The 22,442-nt window shown below is 54.3% G+C and carries 20 protein-coding genes; 5 read left to right on the top strand and 15 right to left on the bottom strand.

What is annotated here, in order from left to right:
* Nucleotides 1-160 precede the first annotated feature (160 nt).
* A complete protein-coding gene (locus tag ABXT62_RS10895; RefSeq protein ID WP_415355315.1) occupies nucleotides 161-1,243 on the top strand; it encodes an AI-2E family transporter in 1,083 nt (360 codons plus the stop codon).
* Here ABXT62_RS10895 and ABXT62_RS10890 read toward each other — a convergent pair.
* Genes ABXT62_RS10890 through ABXT62_RS10855 form a run of 8 tightly spaced genes read right to left on the bottom strand, consistent with a single transcriptional unit; the run spans nucleotide 1,240 to nucleotide 8,795 of the window.
* Complete coding sequence (locus ABXT62_RS10890) at nucleotides 1,240-2,814, bottom strand: class I adenylate-forming enzyme family protein (RefSeq protein ID WP_415355314.1); 1,575 nt, start codon at nucleotides 2,812-2,814, stop codon at nucleotides 1,240-1,242. The two genes, ABXT62_RS10895 and ABXT62_RS10890, sit on opposite strands and share 4 nt — an antisense overlap.
* 17 nt (nucleotides 2,815-2,831) lie before the next feature.
* Entirely contained in the window at nucleotides 2,832-3,911 is a 1,080-nt protein-coding gene (alr, locus tag ABXT62_RS10885; protein WP_415355313.1) for an alanine racemase, read from the bottom strand.
* Nucleotides 3,911-4,768, bottom strand: coding sequence for an aminotransferase class IV (locus ABXT62_RS10880; RefSeq protein WP_415355312.1), 858 nt, complete (start codon nucleotides 4,766-4,768; stop codon nucleotides 3,911-3,913). Before ABXT62_RS10880 ends, alr begins: the two co-directional genes overlap by 1 nt.
* A gap of 30 nt (nucleotides 4,769-4,798) precedes the next feature.
* Nucleotides 4,799-5,647, bottom strand: coding sequence for a glutamate cyclase domain-containing protein (locus ABXT62_RS10875; RefSeq protein WP_415355311.1), 849 nt, complete (start codon nucleotides 5,645-5,647; stop codon nucleotides 4,799-4,801).
* Nucleotides 5,644-6,582: a biotin-dependent carboxyltransferase family protein gene (locus ABXT62_RS10870; RefSeq protein WP_415355310.1), complete on the bottom strand. Its 939-nt coding sequence runs from the start codon at nucleotides 6,580-6,582 to the stop codon at nucleotides 5,644-5,646. Before ABXT62_RS10870 ends, ABXT62_RS10875 begins: the two co-directional genes overlap by 4 nt.
* Nucleotides 6,579-7,259: a 5-oxoprolinase subunit PxpB gene (pxpB, locus tag ABXT62_RS10865; protein WP_415355309.1), complete on the bottom strand. Its 681-nt coding sequence runs from the start codon at nucleotides 7,257-7,259 to the stop codon at nucleotides 6,579-6,581. The genes ABXT62_RS10870 and pxpB overlap by 4 nt, the downstream gene beginning before the upstream one ends.
* Nucleotides 7,260-7,265: 6 nt before the next feature.
* Nucleotides 7,266-7,997 carry a 5-oxoprolinase subunit PxpA gene (locus ABXT62_RS10860; RefSeq protein WP_415355308.1) on the bottom strand — a complete coding sequence of 244 codons (732 nt, stop codon included), beginning with the start codon at nucleotides 7,995-7,997 and terminating at the stop codon, nucleotides 7,266-7,268.
* A 15-nt stretch (nucleotides 7,998-8,012) separates the two neighbouring features.
* Entirely contained in the window at nucleotides 8,013-8,795 is a 783-nt protein-coding gene (locus ABXT62_RS10855; RefSeq protein ID WP_415355307.1) for a putative hydro-lyase, read from the bottom strand.
* Between the two features lie 158 nt (nucleotides 8,796-8,953).
* Between ABXT62_RS10855 and ABXT62_RS10850 the strand changes: the two genes are divergently transcribed.
* On the top strand, nucleotides 8,954-9,793 hold the full coding sequence (locus ABXT62_RS10850; RefSeq protein ID WP_415355306.1) for an acyl-CoA thioesterase: 840 nt from the start codon (nucleotides 8,954-8,956) through the stop codon (nucleotides 9,791-9,793).
* Nucleotides 9,794-9,863: 70 nt separating this feature from the next.
* Entirely contained in the window at nucleotides 9,864-11,438 is a 1,575-nt protein-coding gene (locus ABXT62_RS10845) for an acyl-CoA synthetase (protein ID WP_415355305.1), read from the top strand.
* Between the two features lie 111 nt (nucleotides 11,439-11,549).
* Here the strand turns inward: ABXT62_RS10845 and ABXT62_RS10840 are convergent, their stop codons facing one another.
* Nucleotides 11,550-12,752, bottom strand: a complete 1,203-nt coding sequence (locus ABXT62_RS10840; RefSeq protein ID WP_415355304.1) for an iron-containing alcohol dehydrogenase — start codon at nucleotides 12,750-12,752, stop codon at nucleotides 11,550-11,552.
* Between the two features lie 356 nt (nucleotides 12,753-13,108).
* On the opposite strand from ABXT62_RS10840, the gene ABXT62_RS10835 reads away from it, so the two are divergent.
* On the top strand, nucleotides 13,109-14,782 hold the full coding sequence (locus ABXT62_RS10835; RefSeq protein ID WP_415355303.1) for a DUF3336 domain-containing protein: 1,674 nt from the start codon (nucleotides 13,109-13,111) through the stop codon (nucleotides 14,780-14,782).
* Between the two features lie 160 nt (nucleotides 14,783-14,942).
* Here ABXT62_RS10835 and ABXT62_RS10830 read toward each other — a convergent pair whose 3' ends face one another.
* The 4 genes from ABXT62_RS10830 to ABXT62_RS10815 all read right to left on the bottom strand — a co-directional run bounded on the left by ABXT62_RS10830 (nucleotide 14,943) and on the right by ABXT62_RS10815 (nucleotide 19,333).
* Nucleotides 14,943-16,169, bottom strand: a complete 1,227-nt coding sequence (locus ABXT62_RS10830) for an acyl-CoA dehydrogenase family protein (protein WP_415355302.1) — start codon at nucleotides 16,167-16,169, stop codon at nucleotides 14,943-14,945.
* A gap of 61 nt (nucleotides 16,170-16,230) precedes the next feature.
* Nucleotides 16,231-17,466: an acetyl-CoA C-acetyltransferase gene (locus ABXT62_RS10825; RefSeq protein WP_415355301.1), complete on the bottom strand. Its 1,236-nt coding sequence runs from the start codon at nucleotides 17,464-17,466 to the stop codon at nucleotides 16,231-16,233.
* An 11-nt stretch (nucleotides 17,467-17,477) separates the two neighbouring features.
* Complete coding sequence (locus ABXT62_RS10820; RefSeq protein WP_415355300.1) at nucleotides 17,478-18,242, bottom strand: crotonase/enoyl-CoA hydratase family protein; 765 nt, start codon at nucleotides 18,240-18,242, stop codon at nucleotides 17,478-17,480.
* Nucleotides 18,243-18,310: 68 nt separating this feature from the next.
* Complete coding sequence (locus ABXT62_RS10815; protein WP_415355299.1) at nucleotides 18,311-19,333, bottom strand: phosphotransferase family protein; 1,023 nt, start codon at nucleotides 19,331-19,333, stop codon at nucleotides 18,311-18,313.
* Nucleotides 19,334-19,565: 232 nt separating this feature from the next.
* Between ABXT62_RS10815 and ABXT62_RS10810 the strand changes: the two genes are divergently transcribed.
* Complete coding sequence (locus tag ABXT62_RS10810; RefSeq protein WP_415355298.1) at nucleotides 19,566-20,108, top strand: SprT-like domain-containing protein; 543 nt, start codon at nucleotides 19,566-19,568, stop codon at nucleotides 20,106-20,108.
* Nucleotides 20,109-20,161: 53 nt separating this feature from the next.
* On the opposite strand, the gene ABXT62_RS10805 is transcribed toward ABXT62_RS10810, so the two are convergent.
* On the bottom strand, nucleotides 20,162-21,163 hold the full coding sequence (locus ABXT62_RS10805; protein ID WP_415355297.1) for an AraC family transcriptional regulator: 1,002 nt from the start codon (nucleotides 21,161-21,163) through the stop codon (nucleotides 20,162-20,164).
* Nucleotides 21,164-21,171: 8 nt separating this feature from the next.
* On the bottom strand, nucleotides 21,172-22,341 hold the full coding sequence (locus tag ABXT62_RS10800; RefSeq protein ID WP_415355296.1) for a GGDEF domain-containing protein: 1,170 nt from the start codon (nucleotides 22,339-22,341) through the stop codon (nucleotides 21,172-21,174).
* Nucleotides 22,342-22,442: the final 101 nt, after the last annotated feature.

The raw sequence follows: 22,442 nt of genomic DNA, 5'->3' as shown, positions 1-22,442 counted from the left end.
ACATAAACAGGATCAGCAGAAAAATCCAGCCAATGATTGATTGTTTATTCGTAATGCAACCAATCTGGCCTGCCCTAAAATGCGCTCGTTGGCGTTGATTTTTTCTGAAAAAGCTCTATGTTAGCTCTGTTGCCACTTGCCCTAAAGAGAGAATACACCTATGCAGTCTCAGTTTGAGGGTAGCGCCCATCGCGTGGTGTTGCTAATTTTTCTTGGGGTCGCGTTGTACGGCTGCTACTGGATGGTCAAACCCTTCCTGCAGCCCATTATTATGGCCATATTGATTGGCTTATTGGCATATCCGGCTCATGAGCGTCTAGTTTCTTTATTGCGAGGGCGTGAAACCATCGCTTCGCTTATCAGTTGTCTGGCGCTGTTATTGATAATTTTGTTGCCCACATTGGTGTTGTTGGTCGCTGTCCTTAAGCAGGGTATTAGCTACTCTGTGGTCGTTCGGGAATGGGCAACCTCAGACAATATACATCAGCTTATGTCGCATCCCTGGTTGCATGAAGCTCAACTGCGGGTGACGCAGATTTTGCCAGAGGGCGCACTCGACCCCGACAATATCCGCGCCAAAGCGCTAGCAGCTGCGGGCGCAATGGGGAGCCACTTTGCCTCAATATCGACATCGATATTGGGCAGCATGACCCTGTTCGTCGTGCATTTCATGTTGTTGCTGTTCGTATTGTTTTTTGTGCTGCGCGACCATGAAAAATTAATCGCTTTCATGCATCGCGCTCTGCCATTGTCCCGTAGCGCGGAAGATACGCTGTTTGATGAGGTGCAAACTGTCAGCAAATCGGCTCTGATGGGCTCTTTATTAACGGCCATCGCTCAGGGTATTGTGGGCGGGTTCGGTTTGTGGCTTGCCGGATTTCCGGGTCTTTTCTGGGGTGCGGTGATGGCGTTTACCTCGCTGATACCGTTGGTGGGCACAGCATTGATTTGGGTGCCGGCGGCGCTGTATTTGGCGTTTACAGGTGAAATGGGTTGGGCCGGATTTTTGGTGGTGTGGGGCGTCGTGGTGACGGGGTCAATCGATAACTTTTTACGCCCTCTGTTAATGCAGGGTGCGAGCATGAGCACTGTGGTGGTTTTTTTCTCGATTATCGGAGGCCTTCAGGTGTTCGGATTGATCGGTCTTATTTATGGCCCCCTCGTGTTTTCGCTCGCGTTGGTGTTGTTCAAACTCTACGAGAATGCGTTTTCCGATTTTCTTGATTCACAGGACAACCGCTAGCTCGAGGGTGCATAGAGTCGCCTGAGGAGAGGCTTGTCGATTTTCCCGGAGGCGTTGAGAGGCAGCTCATCGACGCGTATCCATCGTCTGGGGGTTTTGTAACGGGCTAGGAATGCGCGGCAGTGAGTGTGGAGCTCCGAGTCGCTGGCATCATTCCTGAGTCGTACTATTGCGCAGGGACTTTCTCCCCACCTGGGGTGTGGCAAGCCGATGATGGCACAATCCCTGACTGACGCGTGTTGGCGCAAAACTTCCTCGACTTCTCGGGACGCAATATTTTCCCCGCCGCTGATAATCATGTCTTTCTTGCGGTCGACAATGTACAGGTAACCGTCGTCGTCAAAGCGGCCGATGTCTCCGGTGAGTAACCAGCCATTGTCCATTGCCAGTGCAGTGGCGGCATCATCATCCCAGTATCCGATCATGCACTGTGCGGCCTTGACCAGAATCTCTCCGACTGCGCCTGTGGCGCATTCATGCCCTTGTTCGTCGATCAATTTGAGTTGCGCCGTGGCGAGGGGGCGGCCTACCGATTGCAGTAACTCCGGCCGATCTAGGGCGGCTCTTTGATGATCCTCTACCGTGAGGAATGACACACTGCCGGCGAGTTCTGTCATGCCGTAACTTTGGCACAGGCCTACATTGGTGTCGGTCAGCAGCCTCTGCAACAGTGTCTGAGGCATAGCCGAGGCGCCATAACCGATGGTGCGCACTGAGTTCAGGTGCGCCGGAGTGAAGCCAGGGTGATCCAATAATAGGGCGATCATGGTCGGCGCGAGGGACATTGTCGTCACCTGTAGTTCACTGCAGGCTGTGAGGGTGTCAGCGGCATCGAATGAGCGCGCCAGGACAACAGCGGCACCGTACAAATGTTGTAGCAGGACATTGTGAGCGGATACGTGAAATAACGGAAAGGGGTAATAGTATTTATCGGATGGCTGCACCGGTCGTGACAGTGCCGCTGAGCGTAATCCCGCCATCAATGAACGATGACTTAACATCGCCCCCTTGGGCCGACCGGTGGAACCAGAGGTAAACAGTATCCATGCCGGATCCTCGGGGTTAGTCGCCGGCAGTGGTTCGCGGGGGCCAGGCTCGCGCCAGTTGATATAGTCTTCGTTCAGATAAACAGTCTGAATAGCGGGTGAAAAGTCAGCGTGTGTTAGTACCGGCTGCAGTAATTCCCGGTCACCGAACAGCATAGTCACGCCAGCAGATTGCAGCTGATAGATTAATTCTGCGGGTGCAAGTCTGGCGTTCAGCGGCACCAGAATTCTACCCGCGGCAGTGGCGCCATAAATCAGTTCTACAAACTGGGGGCAGTTCCACGACAGTACCGCTATGCGATCGCCTGCGGCGCCGCTGGCGGCCAAGCGTGTTCCCGTAGACACCGCATTGCGGTAGAGACTGGCATAGTTGATCGCGTCACCGTGCCACCACAACGCGACGCTGTCGGGTCGCTCGACGGCATGTCGTTCGATTAAATGGTGCAGTAGCGTGCACGTCTGCTCATCGGACGGCATATTGACCTCGTCGATGCTTATCCGCCTGGCGTGTCGACCACAGCGCATAGGCTGCAAATCTTTGGCTAGGCATTGACGACAACCCTGGGTGTGCGCTGCGGCATCCGTGTGGTGAGTTCATAACCGATAGTGTTGGCCCAGCGAGCCACTTCTCCCAGTGACAGGCCTGCGCCCCACAACACGACTTCGGCGCCGCGTTGAACGTTTTGGATGTCTGTCACGTCGACAGTAATCATGTCCATGGAGACGCGGCCTGCGAGTGTGGCACGTTGCCCGTTGACGAGTACCGGCGTACCGTTAGGCGCCTCGCGAGGATAGCCGTCGCCATAGCCAACAGTCACCGTGGCGATCACGGAGGGCCGCTGTGCAACCCAAGTGCCGCCGTACCCGACAGATTCACCCACCGCAACGTCGTGGAGGGCGATCACCGCAGAGGTCAGTGACATGACCGGTTTCAGAGTTTGTGCATTGGGGTGATCCTGTGCCATGGGCGAATTACCATAGAGCATGTAACCCGGGCGAACCCAGTCGTAATGCGCCAGTGGCCAGGCCAGCAACGCCGCTGAATTGGCTGCGCTGCGTGCTGCGCTAAAAGGCAGGTCATCGAACACAGCAATTTGTCGCTGCGTTTGTTGATTGTGTACATCATCTGCCGAGGCAAAATGCGTGTAGGTCACGATGTTGTCAGCAGCGTTGGGCGTGGCCATCAGGCGTTGGTAGCACTGCAAGGCGCTTGCTGGCGTGACACCGAGCCGATTCATGCCGGTGTCGACCTTGAGCCAACTGGGCAGCGGCGCAGACAATGTTGCATCTTCTAGCCACTGCAGCTGTTGTTCGTTGTGGATGCTCAGCCATACCCCAAGTTGCGCGGCTATACCCAATTCGGATGCCTCGAAGATACCCTCTAAAAGCAGTATGGGCAGTGTAATGCCGACATCACGCAGTGCAGCGGCTTCTTCGAGGCTCGCAACAGCCAAAGCATCTACATTGGGTTGCAATGCAGCGGCAATCGTTGCCGCGCCGTGGCCATAGGCATTGGCTTTTACCACGGCCATCAATTTAGAGTGCGGCGCCAGTTTACGCGCCACACTGACATTGTGTCGTAGCGCGCCAAGATCTAGTTTTGCTTGAGTGGGTCTGGCCATCAGAAATCAAACTTATGAGTGGCGTAGAGAGTTTGCGCCACCAGCCATACATCACCGATGTTGCCGTCGGCGACAGGCTTTTCGTCAATCGCAATCACCGGTACGATATCCCGACTGGAACTGGACAGCCATACCTCATCAGCATCATTCAGTTCAGCTAATGTGACGACGCGTTCTTCGATGGCAATGCTGCCATCACGACGCAAAATTTCCAGTAGCGTGTCGCGGGTGATACCGGGGAGTTTTTGTTCATCCAATAGCGGGGTCGCAACGATGCCATTTTTAATGACGTAGACGTTGCACGAAGAGGCCTCTGTAATTTCATCTCGGTCGTTGTAGAGAATGGTTTCATTATGACCTCCCGTGTGGCTTTGCTGATAATGCATAACATTGCCAAGCAGTGAGGTCGATTTAATATTACAGCGCTGCCAGCGTAGATCCTTTGCCGTGATAACGCTAAAGGGTGTTGTCGCATTTTTGTCTGCTACGGGTGCAGATGGAATCTCATAGGCGAAAGCGAAAATAGTGGGTGCGAGGTCATCGGGGTAGGCGTGGTTACGCTTCGTGTCGGCGCCGCGGCTGACATGAAAATAGAGCCCGAGGTTGCCACTGCCATTGCGCGCAATCAGTTGTAACGCAATCTCTCGCCAATGGTCGTAATCCACACGCAGTTCGATTCCTATCGCGTCCAGCCCGTCCTGCATGCGTTTCAGGTGCGGCGCAAGGCCGACGAGTTGGCCGTCGTAGGAGGGTACTACCTCGTAGATACCGTCGCCGAATAGGAAGCCGCGATCCATCGGCGAGATGCGGGCCTCATTCATTGGGATATAATTGCCGTTTAGGTAAACAGTACTCATTCATGTGCCCATTGTTTCACTGCAGCCGCGCTATAGTGCGCGCGGCAAAAAATGTGTGAGCACGCGCAGTTGCTCAATGATGTTTGCTCCCTCAAAGGGCAGTAGCCCGTCTTCGGTGAGCGTATTTTGTCTGGTCACGCCGTCAACACTGCCGCGGGCGGAGAGATAGTGAAGCAAGTCCTCCGGCGAGATGTTTGCCAGCAGGTCTTGCTGCGACCATAAACCCAAAAAAGCGATTAGGCCATAGGCGCCCCAGTTGGAGACATCGGCTACCAGCAGTTCATTGCAGCAGGTAACCGAGGCGGTGATGTCCAGGCGGGTCAAAGCTGTGGCTATATTCCCCATGCCGATTTCGTTGCCACCATCTCCAATCGCAATGGTAGGGCAATTCGCTTGGCTGATGAAGGGGTCGAAATAAAAACAGTGAGCGGTAATATCTTCCCCGTGCATATTGTAGTAGCGGCCATCTGCGGCAATGCCGGGACGCTCGATCGCGACAATAGCGTGCGGTTGTAAGGCCAATAGTTGCGTCGTAGCCTCTATACGCGCCGCCTCTAGGTTGCGTGCGGTCAAGTTCAATACACGGTAATCCGGAGCCAGTGCGCGTGACAACGGTGCCCCGCATGCGATATAGGGACGCGCCCCCAGCGCTTCTAGAGCTTGGTACAGTGCTATGGCACCGACCGGTCCATCGGTTTCAAAGGTGCTGGAAACGGGAAATCCGGTACCAATGATAACCGTGCCGGTGCTGTTTCGCAGGTGTCGTGCGGCGCGCAGATAGTAGCCGGGCTGGAGGGCTGCTTGAGCGACGGTCATGTGGCGCACATTTCTCGACACCAACAGTTGTTCAATAGACTCGCTCAGTTGCTGCTCATTCATTGTCGACGCTCTTGCAGAGGCTTGCGTAATGTAAAACGCTGAGCCAGCTGCAGGGCCTTGTGGGCGGTGTGGCGGGTTATGGGAGCAAAATGCACGCTGCTCCCGGGCACCAATTGGGTCATGCGTGCGGCATCCAGCGACAACGCTGCGCCAATTTTGGGATAGCCCCCGATGGTTTGGCGGTCATTGAGCAGCACGATCGGTTGTCCGTCCGGCGGTAATTGGATGGCGCCAAAGCAGATGCCTTCGGACAAGACGCCCTTGATATCGCATTTGATGACGGGCCCCTCCAGCCGATAGCCCATACGGTCGCAGCGCTCGGATATTTTATAGGTGCTACCGAAAAATCGACGTTGTTCGACCCGGTTGAAATGGCGCTGCTGGTAGCCCGGGATGACGCGGACAGTGAGCGTATTCTGATAGCGGGGCTGATCCCTGTCGGCCAAATAATACTGTTTGCGCGCAGTTACAGTGGGGCAGGGCAGTTGATCTCCAACCTGTAAGCTATGGCCCCGCAAGCCCCCGATATTTTCCCTCACCACGGTTGCGGTACTGCCAAAATAGGCTTTGATGGTGAAGCCATCAGCCACGCCGAAATAACTACGACAGCCTGATCTGGCGAAACCGATCTGTATGATGTCGCCGGCGTATACGCGTTGCACGGCCCACAAAGACTTCTCTTGGCCGTTAATGCTGAGCGGCATAGGTGCACCCGTGAGGCAAATATAGGTATCGACGAGAGTTTCCAGTTGCAGACCGCCAACACTGATTTCGATGGCGGTGCTAGCGGGCGAGTTTTGCAGTAGGCGGTTGCAGTAGTGGAACGCTTCTCGGTCCATCGGTCCTCCATTGCTCAGCCCGAGGCGGTGCTGACCCTGGCGTCCGCTGTCCTGCAGCAGGCTGAGCATGCCTGACTGGACTACGCGCATACTCATGCTAGATCGCCTCCTAGTGTCAGAAAGCGCTCGCGACTGATGGGTTCAAAGTGCACCGTATCGCCGACGGCTACCGGCATGCAGGGTTGGGCGCCGGGGTCGAACATTGGCACCGGGCAGCGGCCGATCAGGTTCCAGCCACCCGGTGAAACGGAAGGATAAACGGCGGTCTGACGATCGGCTATGGCAACTGACCCTCGCGGGACACTGGCTCTGGGGGTTGCCAGGCGGGGCGCCGCAATGCGTTCATCCACTTCTCCCAGATAGGCAAAGCCGGGCGCGAAACCAATGGCGTAGACTCTGTATTCGCTGCTTGCGTGCAGGTCGATCACTTTGCTGACGGACAGACCGGCGCGCTCAGCCAGGGACTCCAGATCGATACCTACCTCGGGGGCGTAGTAGACTGGTAGCACCACAGTGCGACGCTCGAGGACGGTGGGTGTGGACACATTGCTAAGGGCGCCCCGCACGCGCCTTGCTACGCTTAGGTGATTGGTGCGCAAAGGGTTATAGAGAATCAGTACCGATGCATAGGAGGGCACCAGATCGATAAGGTCCTCGCCCATGACATACTCGATGGCGCTGGTGGCGGCCTGGACACGAGCGGAAGTCTGAGCATCCACGACGTCTCCAAAATAGACCATTAGGGCATCTTCTCCCACTATACGCAGTTTCACTGTGATTCAGCCGCCGTTTACCAGCGCACGAATCGCTTCGATGGATCCCACGCTTTCAGGGTTGTCACCGTGCACACAAAGGGTATCGACTTGCAGTGGGATGATATGGCCGCTCAAGGTGGTCACGGTGCTGTCCTGTCGCAACTGCCGCACCTGCGCCAGCATGCGCTCGAGGTTGTGCACGGCGCCTGGCTGACTTCTGTGCACGAGACTACCGTCGTCGCCATAGCAGCGATCAGCAAATGCCTCGAAGACGAGTTTTACGCCGGCTACCTTCGCTTCCTCTCGGTGCCTATCGGTCTGCCCTGTGGACTGCATCATCAGTGTCAGTGGGTGGTGGTAGCTGGCTATCGCATGGAGAATGGCGGCGCGCACGCCCGCCTGCGCCATCATGTCGTGATACAGGGCACCGTGCGGCTTAACGTAGGACAGTGCTAATCCTTGACTCTGCGCCATGCCCTCCAGTGCTGCCACCTGATAGTGCAGACAGGCAATGATTTCATCGCGGCTGAGTGTCATGCTGCGACGGCCGAAACCGACAATATCGGGGTAGGCCGGATGGGCGCCGATTGCTACGCCGTGCTGTGCCGCCAGCGCCAGCGTTTTGCGCATCGTCAAAGGATCACCCGCATGGAAGCCACACGCGATACTCGCTTGGTCGATATAGGGCATGACGGCAGCATCATGGCCCATATTCCAGTTGCCATAACTTTCGCCTAGATCGCAGTTAAGTTGCATTGATTCTCCCCGGTATTACAGCACGGCCAATTGGCTGTTGCGCACGTCAGTGATCAGCATACACCCCGGACTGTGGGTGATGGCAAAGGGCAGTCTGGCCGCAGTCAAAGCCACCTGTGGGGTGACGCCACAGGCCCAGAACAGTGGAATTTCAGTCTCATTTATCGGTACTGCGTCGCCGTAATCCGGTCGCTCTAAATCCTCAATGCCGATTAGTCTGGGGTCGCCCAAGTGAATGGGCGCGCCGTGGACTGCGGGAAACCCTGTACAGATTTGAATGGCGCGAATGGCATCGCTGGCGTTGAACGGACGCATGCTGACCACCATCTTACCAGAGAAGGGGCCCGCTTCAGCGCAGTCAATATCGGTTTGATACATGGGCACGTTCAGGCCTTGGGTCACATTGCGCACTTCCAGTCCATCGGCTAATAACGCTTCCTCAAAGGAAAATGAGCAGCCCAGTGCAAAACTCACCAGATCGTCGCGCCACAGCGCAGTGATATCCGTGACTTCTTCTGTCATTTTACCCTGGCGGAACACTCGATAGCGGGGCACATCGGTACGAATATCGATATCGCCCAGCTCGGGCAGCGCTGCAGCGCCTGCGTCTCCCACGGCAATGACTGGGCAAGGCTTAGGGTTTAGCTGGCAAAAACGGAGAAAATCGCCGGCATTTTCTGCAGGGAGAATCACGACATTGCATTGTACGAAGCCCGCTGCCATGCCCGAGGTGTTGCCAGTATGCTCTCCTGACCGTATCGCGCGGCGCAGTTTAAGCGGCGTTGCTGTGCTGTTCATGGCCCCTCCTTATCTCGGTCGATACTGCTTCCAGAGCTCAGAATATCAAATATATTGCCTGTAAGGCATATTGCTGTGTGCAGATGTCGCCAAACGCTGTTTGGCATTGGCCCACAAATCTGGATAATAGCGCCTCAATTGGCAACAGGGTAACAACCGTGCTCAACACACTGCTTGACGTGCTAACGCCCCAGTCTCTGGGTGAGAACAAATTCAGTGCCGGTAATATGCACCCCGCCGCTTTTAGGGTGTATGGCGGTCAGGTATTGGCTCAGTGCGTCAGTGCTGCCGTGGCAACCGTTGCCGCCGATCGTATTCTTCATTCGCAGCACGCGTACTTTCTGCGCCCGGGCGATCCGACTAAACCCATTATATTCGAGGTGGAACTTGCCCGAGACGGACTGAGCTTCAGTTCCCGGCGTGTGGTGGCACTGCAGGGAGGCAAGCCTATTCTGGTCAGTTCGCTGTCATTCCAGATGCCTTCGAAAGGTGATGACTATCAGCCTGATATGCCGCAGGTGCCGCCTCCAGAAGCGTTGCCCAGTGAGCGCCAGTTAAGTTTGGAACACGACAATCTGGACGAAAGCTTCATGATTACTACCGGAGAAGACTTGGATATTCGTCTTGTCGAGCCAGTAGACTGGGACAATCCGGTGGCACGGGAGCCGGTCTTACAGGCGTGGATGAAGACAACCGGCCCGATGCCCGATCAACCCGGACTGCATCAGGCGGTACTGGCGTATTTGTCTGATGCGGTCCTTATTGATGTTTGCTTGATAGCGCATGGACGACACTTCGCGCATGTCGGTTTTCAAGTGGCAAGTCTTGATCATGTTCTCTGGTTTCACGAGGATTTTCGTGCCGATGAATGGTTGTTACACACGGTGAAAGCAGAGCGCATCGGTGGCGGTCGCGGCCTAGCCAGTGGTCGCTTCTATACCCAAGAAGGGCGTCTGGTGGCGACTACCATGCAGCAGGGCGTGATGCGGTTTCGTTAGGCCACTGTCACTTTTTGATGGAAACTTCTATAGTGTTGAACGAGCACGCCAAATGAGTGAGGAATAGTCCATGCCGCATCCCAGTATTACCGCAAAGACCTACCCCCATAAACCTGCCATTATTATGGGTTCGACAGGTGAGATTGTGACCTATCAGGAGCTCGATGAGCGTTCCAATCAGGCAGCGCAACTGTTTCGTTCACTGGGTCTGAAGTCGGGTGACCATATTGGCATGATGCTGGAAAACAACCGGCAGTTTCTGGAGATTGTCTGGGCGGCCCAGCGCAGTGGTTTGATATTTACACCGATCAGTACACATTTAAAGAAATCGGAAACGGCTTACATTCTGCAAAATTGCGGGGCTAAATTGTTTATTGGTTCACTTGCCCTGTCGGACGTGGCAGAACAGTTGCTCGCAGAGGCCACAGGCGTTGAGCACTATTACATGGTGGGCGGCATCAAGCCTGGCTTCGAGTCTTGGGAAGAGGCTACAGATGGGCAGCCAGATACCCCGATAGGCGATGAGAGTAATGGGGTTCCCATGCTTTACTCCTCGGGGACCACAGGACAGCCCAAAGGGGTTTTTGTCAATGATTACGCGAAAGACGTTAATACGCCTCCTTGGGCAGCACCCACCCTAGGTGTGCTGTTTGGCTTTGGCGAGGAGACGGTCTATCTGTCGCCTGCTCCCCTGTATCATGCGGCGCCATTGCACTACAACATGATGACGATTTATAACGGCGGCACGTCCGTGATTATGGAAAAATTTGAGCCCGAGTTGTCGCTGAAGCTGATCGAAGAGCATCGCGTCACCCACAGTCAATGGGTGCCCATTATGTTTAATCGGCTGCTTAAACTCCCCGAAGAAGTCCGGCAGGCCTACGACGTGAGTTCGATGCAAATTGCCATTCATGCGGCCGCTCCGTGTCCTATCGAAGTGAAAGAGAAGATGATCGAGTGGTGGGGTGAGATCATCATGGAGTACTACGCAGCCAGCGAAGGCATCGGCTTTACCTTGATCGATTCTGCCAACTGGCTAACCCACAGAGGTTCTGTGGGTGTGACCCTAGTGGGTGAGTTGCATATTGTCGATGATGAGGGCGCGGAATTGCCACACGGAGAAATAGGAACAGTCTATTTCGGCGGTCAACAAAGAAGCTTCCATTATCACAATGAGCCGGAAAAAACGGAGGATGCTTACAACGACAAAGGCTGGGCAACCACCGGTGATGTAGGCTACGTCGATGACGAAGGCTATCTTTACCTTACCGACCGTAAGAACTTCACCATCATCAGCGGTGGCGTGAATATCTATCCTCAGGAGGTTGAAAATATTTTGGCCATCCACGATAAAGTGGCTGACGTGGCGGTATTTGGAATTCCGAACGAGGAGTTTGGGGAAGAGGTTAAAGCAGTAATCGAGCCTATGAACTGGGCTGATGCTACAGATGAGACGGCTATAGAGATTATGGAATGGCTGCGCGAACGTATCTCCAGCATCAAGATGCCACGCTCAGTGGACTTTCATCCTAAGCTGCCGCGCATGGACAACGGCAAACTGTATAAGCGCCATTTGGTAGAAGAGTATCGCGCTAAGGTGCTTGGTGATACGAACACAAAGTCCGCTGAATCGGATTCGCCCTAAGCCTAGGGGCAGCTTCCGCAGAGACGTATAGGGCTCAAAAGCCATTTCCCAATATCGAACAATACTAGGAAGACTGAAGATCCAGTATCCGCGAACATGGATGCAGCCTGATCAGGAACTGATGGCCCTTAGCACGTCGCGGCACTCATTTTCCGTAATGAATCGCGGCGAGGGATAATTTCCGCCCTCGGTCAAAGCGGCTGTAATCAGTCCTTCAATATCGTCTGTGCGAATGACATCAGTTGTTCGTGGAATGCCTATCTCATCATTGAGAGCCCAGATCTGGTCAATGAATTTACGTGTCAGCGCGGTGGATGTTTCAGTGCGCGCACCCATACCGCAGTAGACAGCGATATCGGCAAGCTTCTCCGTCGCATCCTCTTTAAGGAGCTCCAGCACATGCGGTAATAGCAACGCATTGCCCAGTCCGTGCGGCACCCCATACTTGGCGCCGAGGTTGTGAGAAATCGCATGCACGTATCCAACCAGTGCGTTGGTAATGGCCAATCCGCCATAATGTGATGCCAGTGCCATTGATTCGCGCGCCTGCAAATTGTCGCCGTTGCGACAGGCTTCTGCGAGATTGTCGAACACGAGTCGACAAGCGGCGAGCCCGTAATAGTTTGTATCGTCTGTCTCCCATCGTCCGATATAGGACTCTATCGCATGGGTGAGTGCATCCATGCCTGTTGCGGCTGTAATGTGTTTTGGCAGTCCGCGCATTATTTCGGGATCTAGCGCTGCGGCCTTAGGTATGAGGCACGGATCTACAACGGCGTCTTTTGCATGTGTTTCGTTATTGGAAATCACGGCGATAAAGGTGGCTTCAGAGCCTGTGCCTGCCGTTGTGGGCACGGCAAAAAAGGGCACGGCTGGTAGTTTGCATTTGCTGATACCCAGGCAGCCCGCTGTATTGCAATTGTTGGCGGCTCCCAGAGCAATTACCTTAGCCGCATCAATGGAAGAACCTCCGCCGAATGCCAGTACGGAGTCGCAGCGCTCTTGGTGATAGCAGACAATACCGTCGTCCACTATCTGCGCTGTCGGATCTGGCAGTACACCATCGAAAATGGCTGTCTGTACGCCAGCCTGGTGCAGCGCTTCCAGTGTTGTATTGAGAACCCCCAAATCGTGGAGTGGCTTATCAGTCACTACCAGAATTTTACGCAAACCGAAGCGACCAATAGCCTTGCTCAACTGGACAGTGGACCCTTCGCCGATGAATACCATTGGTTTTGGCTGCGGCTTGAGGAAAAGTGTGCTGGCCAGAGATTGGCGGAGCCGAAAATAGAGTTTTTTGTGGATTGCTGTCATAACAAAGGCCTTATCGCAAACGGTAATCCGTAAATATACCTCAGTGTGAGGCTGATGGCTAAATATGGATGAAGATTGGAGCAACGGTGACATGGCACAGCTGCTACGTCGCACTGCGCGGCGATTACACTCAAAAAATTCGTTTGGCACGGTGGGTTTTGAGTGCAGCGTATAGAGTTTGCCGGCTACCTAGCGGCTCCGATCTGCCTCTTATTTTTGCTATGAATAGCTGGAAATTTGCTCAGTCGCTGATGAAGTTTGTGAGTGCTGGCGAACTGGGCCTATTGGATGCTATGAGTTAGCGTGTATTTCGCTTATGCTGGCCGAAGAATGCGCAAACAGGCGCTCTCTAACGTATGGGTATCTCATTGTTAAATGCACTCAAGTTAAAAAATCTCCAGAAGCAGATGGACCAGGCCGTTACCTATGAGCAGTGGAGTCAATTTGCTCAGCAGCACGATGAAATATCTGGGCAGAAGGGCTGGCGCGCGGTAGACAAGACCAGCCAATACGACTACTCCCAAATTCGATTGCGCTTGGACAAATTACGTCAGTTGCGTGCGCGGCAGGATTACCAAGGACTTTTGTTCACGCTCAACGAGGGTATTCATGGAAACTTAGGCGGTATGGGGCGGCATAGTCTCTATAGCCGTGCAAAATTTGGCACCAAAACCTTGATAGAGCAGTATATTGATGAGGTCGATGACTCGCTGCGCTTTCTTGCGGAGTTGGAGAGTGACGACATTACTACCCAGCAAAAGCTCGACTTTTTTTATCGCGCCAATATCTGCTTTGGCCGTTCCGCCCTGATGCTTAGTGGTGGCGGTGTGCTGGGCTTCTACCATATGGGTGTGGTCAAGACTCTGCTGAGCGAGGGTTTGCTGCCACGTGTCATTTCCGGTTCTAGTGCCGGTGCGCTGGTGGCGGCAGTCATCGGTACGCACACCGATAAAGAACTTGAGTTTTTTTACGATCCTGCAAATGTGGTCTCTGAAGCCGAGCAGGAGGCGAGCGTATTTTCTAAAATGTTTTTTGGCGCTAACCCGCGTATAGAAGTGGGTGACCTTGAGAAGTTGGTCGCTCGCATGATCCCTGATTTAACCTTCCATGAGGCCTATGAAAAGACCGGCAGGCAGATCAGTATCTCAATCGCACCGGCAGAGTTGCACCAGCAGTCGCGCTTGCTAAACGCCATCACGTCACCGAATGTGTATTTGCGCGCTGCGGTGATGGCCTCCTGCGCCGTGCCGGGGGTGTTCCCTCCAGTGATGCTGATGGCGAAGAATCAGCATGGAGAGGCTCAGCCCTACCTGCCCACCCTAAAATGGGTGGATGGCTCCATCGCCGATGATCTGCCCGCAAAACGCTTACAGCGGCTCTACAGCACTAATCATTTTATCGTGAGCATGGTAAACCCCATTGCCATACCCTTTTTGAACAAAAATGGAGAACGCAGTGCACTAGGTGCGGCTTTAGGCACCATGGGTATCGGTGTGGGTCGAGAAATTCTTAACTTTTATCGGGGCATTGTGCAGAAGCGCGGCGATAGCTGGCCGCGGGTCAATATGTTGGTCAGCAGCATGCACGGATTGATAGATCAGGAGTACAGTGGCGATATCAATATTGTCCCTAATTTCAGTTGGTACAACCCCGCCAAACTGTTATCGCATCTGTCTGAAGAAGACTTGATAGAGTTGATGGAGGGCGGCGAAAACTCAGCGTATCCTGCTGTAGAAGCCATCCGTATCTGCACCAGAATCAGTCGCACCATGGAGGAGATTTTGAACCGTTTTGAGCAGGGTGATCTGCGCCCTGACGCGTCCGAGTATCATCGTCCACGTAGCTCGCGACGCCGTCCATCACCGACCAGTGCAGACCGAGAGTCCTTGCGTGAGCAGCGACAGCATTCGGATTCAAAGAAGGTGGCCACAAAGAAAAAGCCTGCCGCGCGCAAGAAGATTGTGTCCACCCCAAAGGCCGCAGCTGCTGATAAAAGGACGTCGAAGCAGGGTGTCCGCGCTAGAGGGTAATGACGGCTTCAGTCAGACTGAGCAGGGCAAACAGCGGTAGGGCAAGTACTTTTAAATCCACCTATGAACTCAATAGACTCTTAAGTCTAATTTGCGGGCGCGGGTGGTTTGCCTCCGATGGCTATTAGTTGTGCCGCAGTGTATTTCCTATGAGCGTTGCTCATGCATCCTCGGAATAGCGCGTAATGACCATCTTGCCTAATGCCATTTGGTGTACCTGGTCAGGGCCGTCTGCCTGGCGGCACCAGCGGGCGTAGTTAAATGCTTCTGCCATGCAGTAATCTGCCGTTAGACCCCCAGCACCGTGCATCTGCATGCAACGATCGATGATGTTTTGGACCATCAGAGGCACTGTAGTTTTGCTGGCCGCAATCATATCCAGTGCACCCATGGTGCCTGCATCATCCATTTTCTTGCAGGTTTTCAGCACCAGCAAACGCGCCATTTCGATTTCTGAAAAACAGCGGGCGATATCCTCGCGGACGGACTGATGCTGGCTGAGAGTACGGCCAAAGGTGGTGCGCGATGCAACGCGTTTGCACGCCAGTTCAAGCGAGCGCTGTGCTGCGCCAATCAGTCGCATGCAGTGATGAATGCGGCCCGGGCCTAGTCGACCCTGAGCGATTTCAAAACCTCGGCCTGCACCCAGCAGCACGTTATCTAGGGGTACGCGGACATTATCAAATACCATCTCGGCATGTCCTATAGGGGCGTCGTCATAACCGAGCGTGGTTAGTGGACGTATTAGTTGTAATCCCGGTGTGTCCTTGGGCACCAGCACCTGGGTCTGCTGCTTATGACGATTGGTGTTGTGTGGATCTGATTTTCCCATGACGATAAATATCCGGGTGCGCTCGTACAGGGCTCCGGTAATAAACCATTTACGACCGTTCAATACCCACTCGTTGCCATCAGGCACGATGCTAAGTTCGACATTTGTGGCATCTGACGAGGCTACCTGCGGTTCTGTCATGGCATAGGAAGAGCGAATCTCCCCGGCTAGAAGCGGGGTTAGCCACTGTGCTTGTTGGGCTGACGTGGCGTACTTCATGAACACTTCCATGTTGCCCGTGTCCGGTGCATTGCAGTTGAACACTTCGGGTGACCACAATACCCGCCCCATGGTTTCTGCCAGCGGCGCATAGTCAAAATTGCTCAGGCCACCGTGATCGCTGAACTCGGCCAGTGAAGGTGGAATGAACAAATTCCACAGACCCTGCTCCTGCGCTTTAGTCTTGAGTTCATGCATGATGGGCAAGTAGCCATAACGGTTTTCTGCTACGTGCAATTGGGCGGTGTATTCTTCTTCTCTAGGGTAGATGTTCTGCGTCATGAACGCGTTGAGTTGTTGCTGATACCTGCGAGATTTTTCACTGAAATCGAACACACGGCTCTCCGTAGCGGGTGAAATGACGTGGCGATAGCATTATCGCCACGCGTTGGGGGCGCTAGATACGCTCGATGATGATTGCGGGTGCCATGCCGCCGGCTGCGCACATGGTGATGAGGCCAAACTGCTGGTCTCGACGCTCTAATTCATCCAGCACGGTGCCGATTAACAGTGCACCGGTGGCTCCTATCGGATGGCCCAGTGCCATCGCACCACCGTTAACATTGACCTTGTCGCGGTTGAGTTGCAGGTCGCGGATAAATTTTTCCGCCACCACAGAAAAGGCCTCATTGATCTCAAACAGGTCGATGTCTTCGATGGACAGACCTGCTTTCGCCAGTACTTTTCTGGCCGCTGGGACCGGAGCGTTCAGCATCAGGGTAGGACAGTCACCCATGTTGCACATCGCTTTAATGCGGGCACGCGGTTTCATGCCGTGTGCTTTGGCATACTCGGGGGAGGCCAGTAGCACTGCACCTGCACCATCGACCACGCCGGAAGAGTTGCCCGCATGATGCATGTGGGTGATTTCCAGCCCTGGGTATTTTTGCAACAACATACTGCGGTAAGTCAGGCCACTTTCATCCAACGCATAATCTGCAATCGGCGCAAATGAAGCCTTCAGTTCTGCGAGGCCTTCTAGGGTCGTTTGGGGACGGGGAAATTGCTCTTTATCCAGCGCCAGTGTGCCGTCAATAGAGTAGACCGGAACCAAGCTATTGTCGAAGTAGCCGTTGTCAATTGCATTAGCTGCTCGTTGCTGCGAGACGTACGCGAGTGCATCCAACGCTTGCCTGTCGATACCTTCCATGCTCGCGATTGCATCGGCGCAGACACCCTGATGAGGTTGCGGATGCAAGGCTCTTAGGGCTAGGTTGCCATTATCGAGAAACGGGGTAGGGGTTGCTCCTTCTTCCCCATAGATCGACATCATTTCTGCGCCGCCACCAATGACTAGGTCTTCTGTTCCGGACATGATGCTCATGGCTGCAAGGTTGACCGAAGTGATGCCAGAGCCGCAGAAGCGGTCTAACGTCATGCCGCTGGAGCGAATGTCGTAGCCCGCTTCCAGTGCAGACATTCGTGCCAGGTCGCCACTTTGACGTCCTCTTTGGGAACTGGTGCCAAAGATCACATCATCGACATCGGCGGTATTGAGGTCATTGCGTTCAGCGATGGCTTTGAGCACTGTGGCACCGAGATGCTGGGGATGCTGTTCTGCAAGGGCGCCTTTGCCCTTCTTGCCAATGCCGCGTGGTGTGCGGCAGGCGTCGATAATCCATGCGTCTGTCATTGTCTTACTCCTTATTTGCCTTTCCAGTTAGGGGCGCGTTTTTCAGCGAAAGCGACAGACCCTTCGATAGCGTCTTCGCTTATGAATACCGGCATCGTCAACTCCTGTTGCTTCTGCCACATTTCATCGGCGGACCAGTCTTCGGACTGTAATATAACCTGTTTGCTAATCGCGACTGCCAGTGGCCCATTGGCAACAATCCTGGCAGCCAGCGCTTTCGCAGCATCAAGCGCTGTTCCTGCTGGTACCACTTCATTGATCAGGCCAATATCATAGGCACGCTGGGCGCCGATAAAGTCACCGGTTAACGCCAGTTCCATCGCCAGTCGCTTGGGTATTTGTCTGGGGAGTTTAATGAGTCCGCCGGCGGCAGCGGCGAGACCACGTTTGACTTCCGGGATGCCAAATTTAGCATCATCGGCAGCAACGATAAGATCGCAAGAGATAGCGAGTTCCAAGCCTCCGGCCAGGGCATAGCCCTCAACCGCAGCGATAAGCGGTTTACGCGGCGTTGCCTCGGTCAGACCCGCAAATCCACGGCCCTCAACATTCGGTGTTTCACCGGTAACAAACGCTTTTAGATCCATGCCAGAACAGAACGTGCCGCCAGCGCCGGTGAGAATCGCTACGCGAATACTGTCATCGCTGTCGAGTCTGTCCATGGCGGCAGCGACACCTTCGGCGAGTGCTTTGTTGGCGGCATTTCTAGCTTTCGGGCGGTTAAGTGTGACGGTCAAAATGCCATCAGTGACATCCATTAGTACTTCTTCAGCCATTGTTCTAATCCTCGTTAGTGAACGTTTGAAAAGTGTCCGACGTCAGACGCCGGTGTGGTAATCAGTCGTCAGTCAGTCAATAACATTGCCAGGTCAGCCAGTTGCGTGACGGCTTCACCCTGTGAATCTGCTTCGGCACTGGAAGCGGTTCCTATTTGTGCGCGCTTAACAATGCCTTGCAAAATTGCCGCGAGGCGAAACAGCGAGAACACCAGATAGAAGTTCCAATTTTCAATGCCGTCGCGTCCAGTACGTTCACAATAGCGCGCGATGTATTCTTCATCACTGGGAATGCCCAGCGCTGCGCGGTCGACGCCTCCGAGACCTTTGATGCGGCCCTCCCGTGGAAGCATCCAAGCCATGCATTGATTGGCTAGGTCCGCCAGAGGATGGCCCAGCGTAGACAACTCCCAGTCTAACAGCGCAATGACCCGCGGTTCTGTAGAGTGGAACATCATGTTGTCCAGCCGGTAGTCACCATGGACAAGTCTTACCGTGCCGTCATCCTCAGGCATTTTGGCCACAAGCCAGGTCATCAATGACTCCATCGAAGCGATGTGGCAAGTCTCGGACGCGCGATACTGTTTGCTCCAACGGCCCAGCTGACGCTCAAAGTAGTTCCCTGGTCGACCGAAGCTGGTCAGACCAACCGCATCTACATCAACATTATGCAGGGCGGCCATGGTTTGGTTCATGGCATCGTAGATAGCGGAGCGCTCTGCGTTATCGGCCGCATCGGGAAGTAGAGGGTCCCACAAGATGCGACCCTCCTTGTATTCCATGACGTAGAACATAGAACCAACGATATCGTCGTCTTCGCACAGCACGAACGTTTTTGGTACCGGCACGTCGGTATCACGCAATGCACTGATGACGCGAAATTCTCGATCGACCGCGTGGGCTGATTTCAGTAATTCGCCAGGTGGCTTGCGCCGCAGCACATAATGTTTGCCGTCTGCAGCGGTGAGTTTGAACGTGGGATTGGATTGACCGCCCTCAAATTTTTCCGCACTTAAAGGCGCTGTGAACCCTGTCATATGCAGGGTTAAATAGTCGCTGAGTTTTTGGACGTCTAGACTTTGTGTCTTCATATGTCTTCTTCGTTATGTTGGACAATTGATGCCATACACGCATGAGCAAAGTTTGTGCTGTGGCCGGCCCGGTAACAATGACAGCTCGCAACAAATAAGTGTACCGGAACTTACAGGTGTTCAGTATTTATTGAGTCGCGTCACCGTGAACGCTATGCTAAATGCCTGTTCCGCCCAGTTTAGCATTTCTGTGACACGCCGTGACATGAGATGTACTGTCGGCTAAGGATTAATGTCAATCAACAAGGAAATATTCAGCGTGGTGCAGCCCATTGGGGATACAGAGCAACGCCAAGTAGAGCAGAGGACAGAAGACTATATCTGCCGGGCAGAGGGTATTTTCGGCCGGCCTTTCGATCGTGTTCCGGTGCTTTTCGACCTAAAAGGACAGACGGCGGGCATGTTTAAAACCATTGGCGCGCGTCGCTTGATCCGCTACAACCCCTGGATTTTCTCCAAGTATTTCGAGGAAAACCTACGTGATACTGTACCCCATGAGGTGGCCCATTTTATCGTGCATGAGGTCTATCCCAAGCGGGGTGTAAAGCCCCACGGGCTTGAGTGGCAGGCGCTGATGGCGCGTTTTGATGCCGACCCAGGTGTCACCTTCAATCTTGACCTGGAGGGTGTGCCCCAGCGCAGGCAAGCTAAACACCGTTACCACTGCGGCTGCCAATTACACGAAGTGTCTACAACCCGCCATAACCGCGCACAGCGGGGCAGAGTGCGCTATCAGTGTGTCACCTGCGATGGCCGTTTGGTGTACTTGTCCTGACTTCATGCCAGTGGGTCGCTACCGTGCTGCGCAGCCCAGTGCTCAGCCCCGGCTCAGAGTCCCTTGCGATAGGTATACGGCGTTACGCCAGTCCAGCCCTTGAAGGCCCGTATAAATGCGCTAGATTCCGAGAACCCCGCCCGGTGCGATATTTCCTCAATACTGAGTCCCTGTTTTCCAAGAAAGTGCAGGGCAGTATCACGGCGCATCTGGTTTTTGATGTCCTTGAACGTGGTCCCCTCCGCCGCGAGGCGCCTTCTGAGTGTTTGCGGATGAACTTCCAATGTGACGGCGACATCATTGAGCTCCGATATATCGCGCAGTTGACGGCGGACAATGTCCCTTACCTGTGATGTCCAGCTGTTGATGGCGTAGTTTTGTGTGAGCATGATGAGCGCAGGGTGCCGCAAAAAGTGGCGCAGTGATGCTTCATTCTGTGTGATACGTTTGCTTAGCAGGCCCTTAGACAGTAACAGCTGTGAGTGGGGCTGTTCGAACTTCACCGGGTTGGCAAGGAACATATGACGGTAATCCAGCGCTGGGGCGAGTGGTTGATAATTTAACTGTACGACCTGAATCGGTAGGTGTTCCTGCACCAGCCAGCTTGCAAAGCGATGCAGATTGAATAGCAGCAACTCGTGCAGAAAGGGGTTTGACGGCGTATTAACGTCCTGTGGTACCAGCCGGATCACAGCAGACTCTCCGTCTTCGTCTAGCACCGGGTGCACGCCTAATTCAAACAGCTGATAGAACCGGCACGACCGGCTTAACGCCTCTCCGAGCGTCTCGCACCCAATAACCGCATGGCACATCATCGACCAGCAACCCAGCGGCATGGGCTTGGTCCCATAACCTAGGGTCTCGTCATTCATGGCCTGCATCGTGGCGACCTGCAGGTCGGCGAAGCGTTCTATCGATATTCGCGCGCTGCCTTCCAGCATCAGTCTGGGGGAGACACGATTTTTACGCAACAGGCTGATGGGGTCCAGGCCCTGCGCGACCGCATTTTTCAACACTGAGCGTGCGAAATAGACGGATATTGATAAGTCGCGCATGCGTTTTTTTAGACCTGGGTAACGTGTGTGCTGAGGTGAATGGATTTGCTTTCCACCGAGGCCACCTGGTTGCGTCCGCCCCGTTTGGCCAACTGCATCGCTCGGTCGGCCTCGCCCGACAGTTTGTTCAGTTCTACTGCTCCAAGCGCGCCCGCCACACCGAGGCTTACGGTAATGGCGATCTGCTGTCGGTTGACGGTCAGGGCACATTCGGCAATGTCTAGGCGGATGCGTTCGGCCAACATACGGGCGTCGTCCAAGTGGGTACAAGGGAGAATCAACAGATATTCCTCACCGCCGACGCGGGCCACTGTATCGCTGGCGCGGCTTATGCGCTGTAGGGTTTGAGCGACCTGTCTGAGCACCTGGTCTCCCGCTTTATTGCCGAAGTTGCTGTTGACTTCTTTGAAGTGATCGATGCTCACCATAATAGCGGCTGTGGGCAGCTGCTGGCGGGCAGCCTGCGCTAGGGTGACGTGCAAAGTTTGTTCCAAGCCATGGCGGTTCAGCAGCCGAGTCAGCGGGTCTTGTGTGGATACGTGGGACAGCTTTTGTTGGTTTTCGATGAGCACACTAGCCAGAAAACCCATTGCGACCAGCACATACGCTGAGCTGTATAGACCAAAGGCCACTGTCTGGGCCTGGAAATAGTCGTCATGGGTCTGCCAGAGGTATAGCAGTGCTAGCATGCTGACGACGATCATCAGCGCGGCGGCCGTGATGCCGTCACCCACATTGCTTTTTTTCCAGCTGCGCCAGCCGCAGAGTAGGCCTGCAGCGGCAAAAAAGAACGCAGCAACAGTGACTTGCATGCCAAATATGTCTCGTGCATCGAGAAAAAATACACTGACACAGGCAACTAAGCCGGCGACGCCAAGCACGATGCGACCCGTTTTGATCTGTGCCCGCTGTCCCGCCGCCGTGAATAGCAAATAACTGGAGAGAATTGATGCGGCCGAAGAAATGTCCATCCGCATGGGTGCGCTTGCGCTATGTTGTAGCGCAAAGGCGATCAAGCCCAGCAGGGCAGCCATGAAATAGACGGTATACAGGCCTAGTCCGGGCGCGGGATTGCTGGCATTGCTGAGTGCGTAGACAACAACCATCTGCGCGCAGGCGATCACAAAGATTAAGCCAAAGTAGATGATGATCCAGTTTTCCGGATGAATCTGCTGCATGATTTTTCCAGTTTCAGCCTCTAAGCCCGGCTTGTAATGTCTTGTCCATTTATTTGTAGGGGCAGGTCATTGTTGGCCTACTGGCCGCTCACCATACTACC

Source organism: Halioglobus sp. Uisw_031 (assembly GCF_047729875.1).
GTDB lineage: Bacteria > Pseudomonadota > Gammaproteobacteria > Pseudomonadales > Halieaceae > Marimicrobium.
Note: the sequence above shows the minus strand (reverse complement) of the source record. Positions and strands in the feature narration are given on the sequence as shown.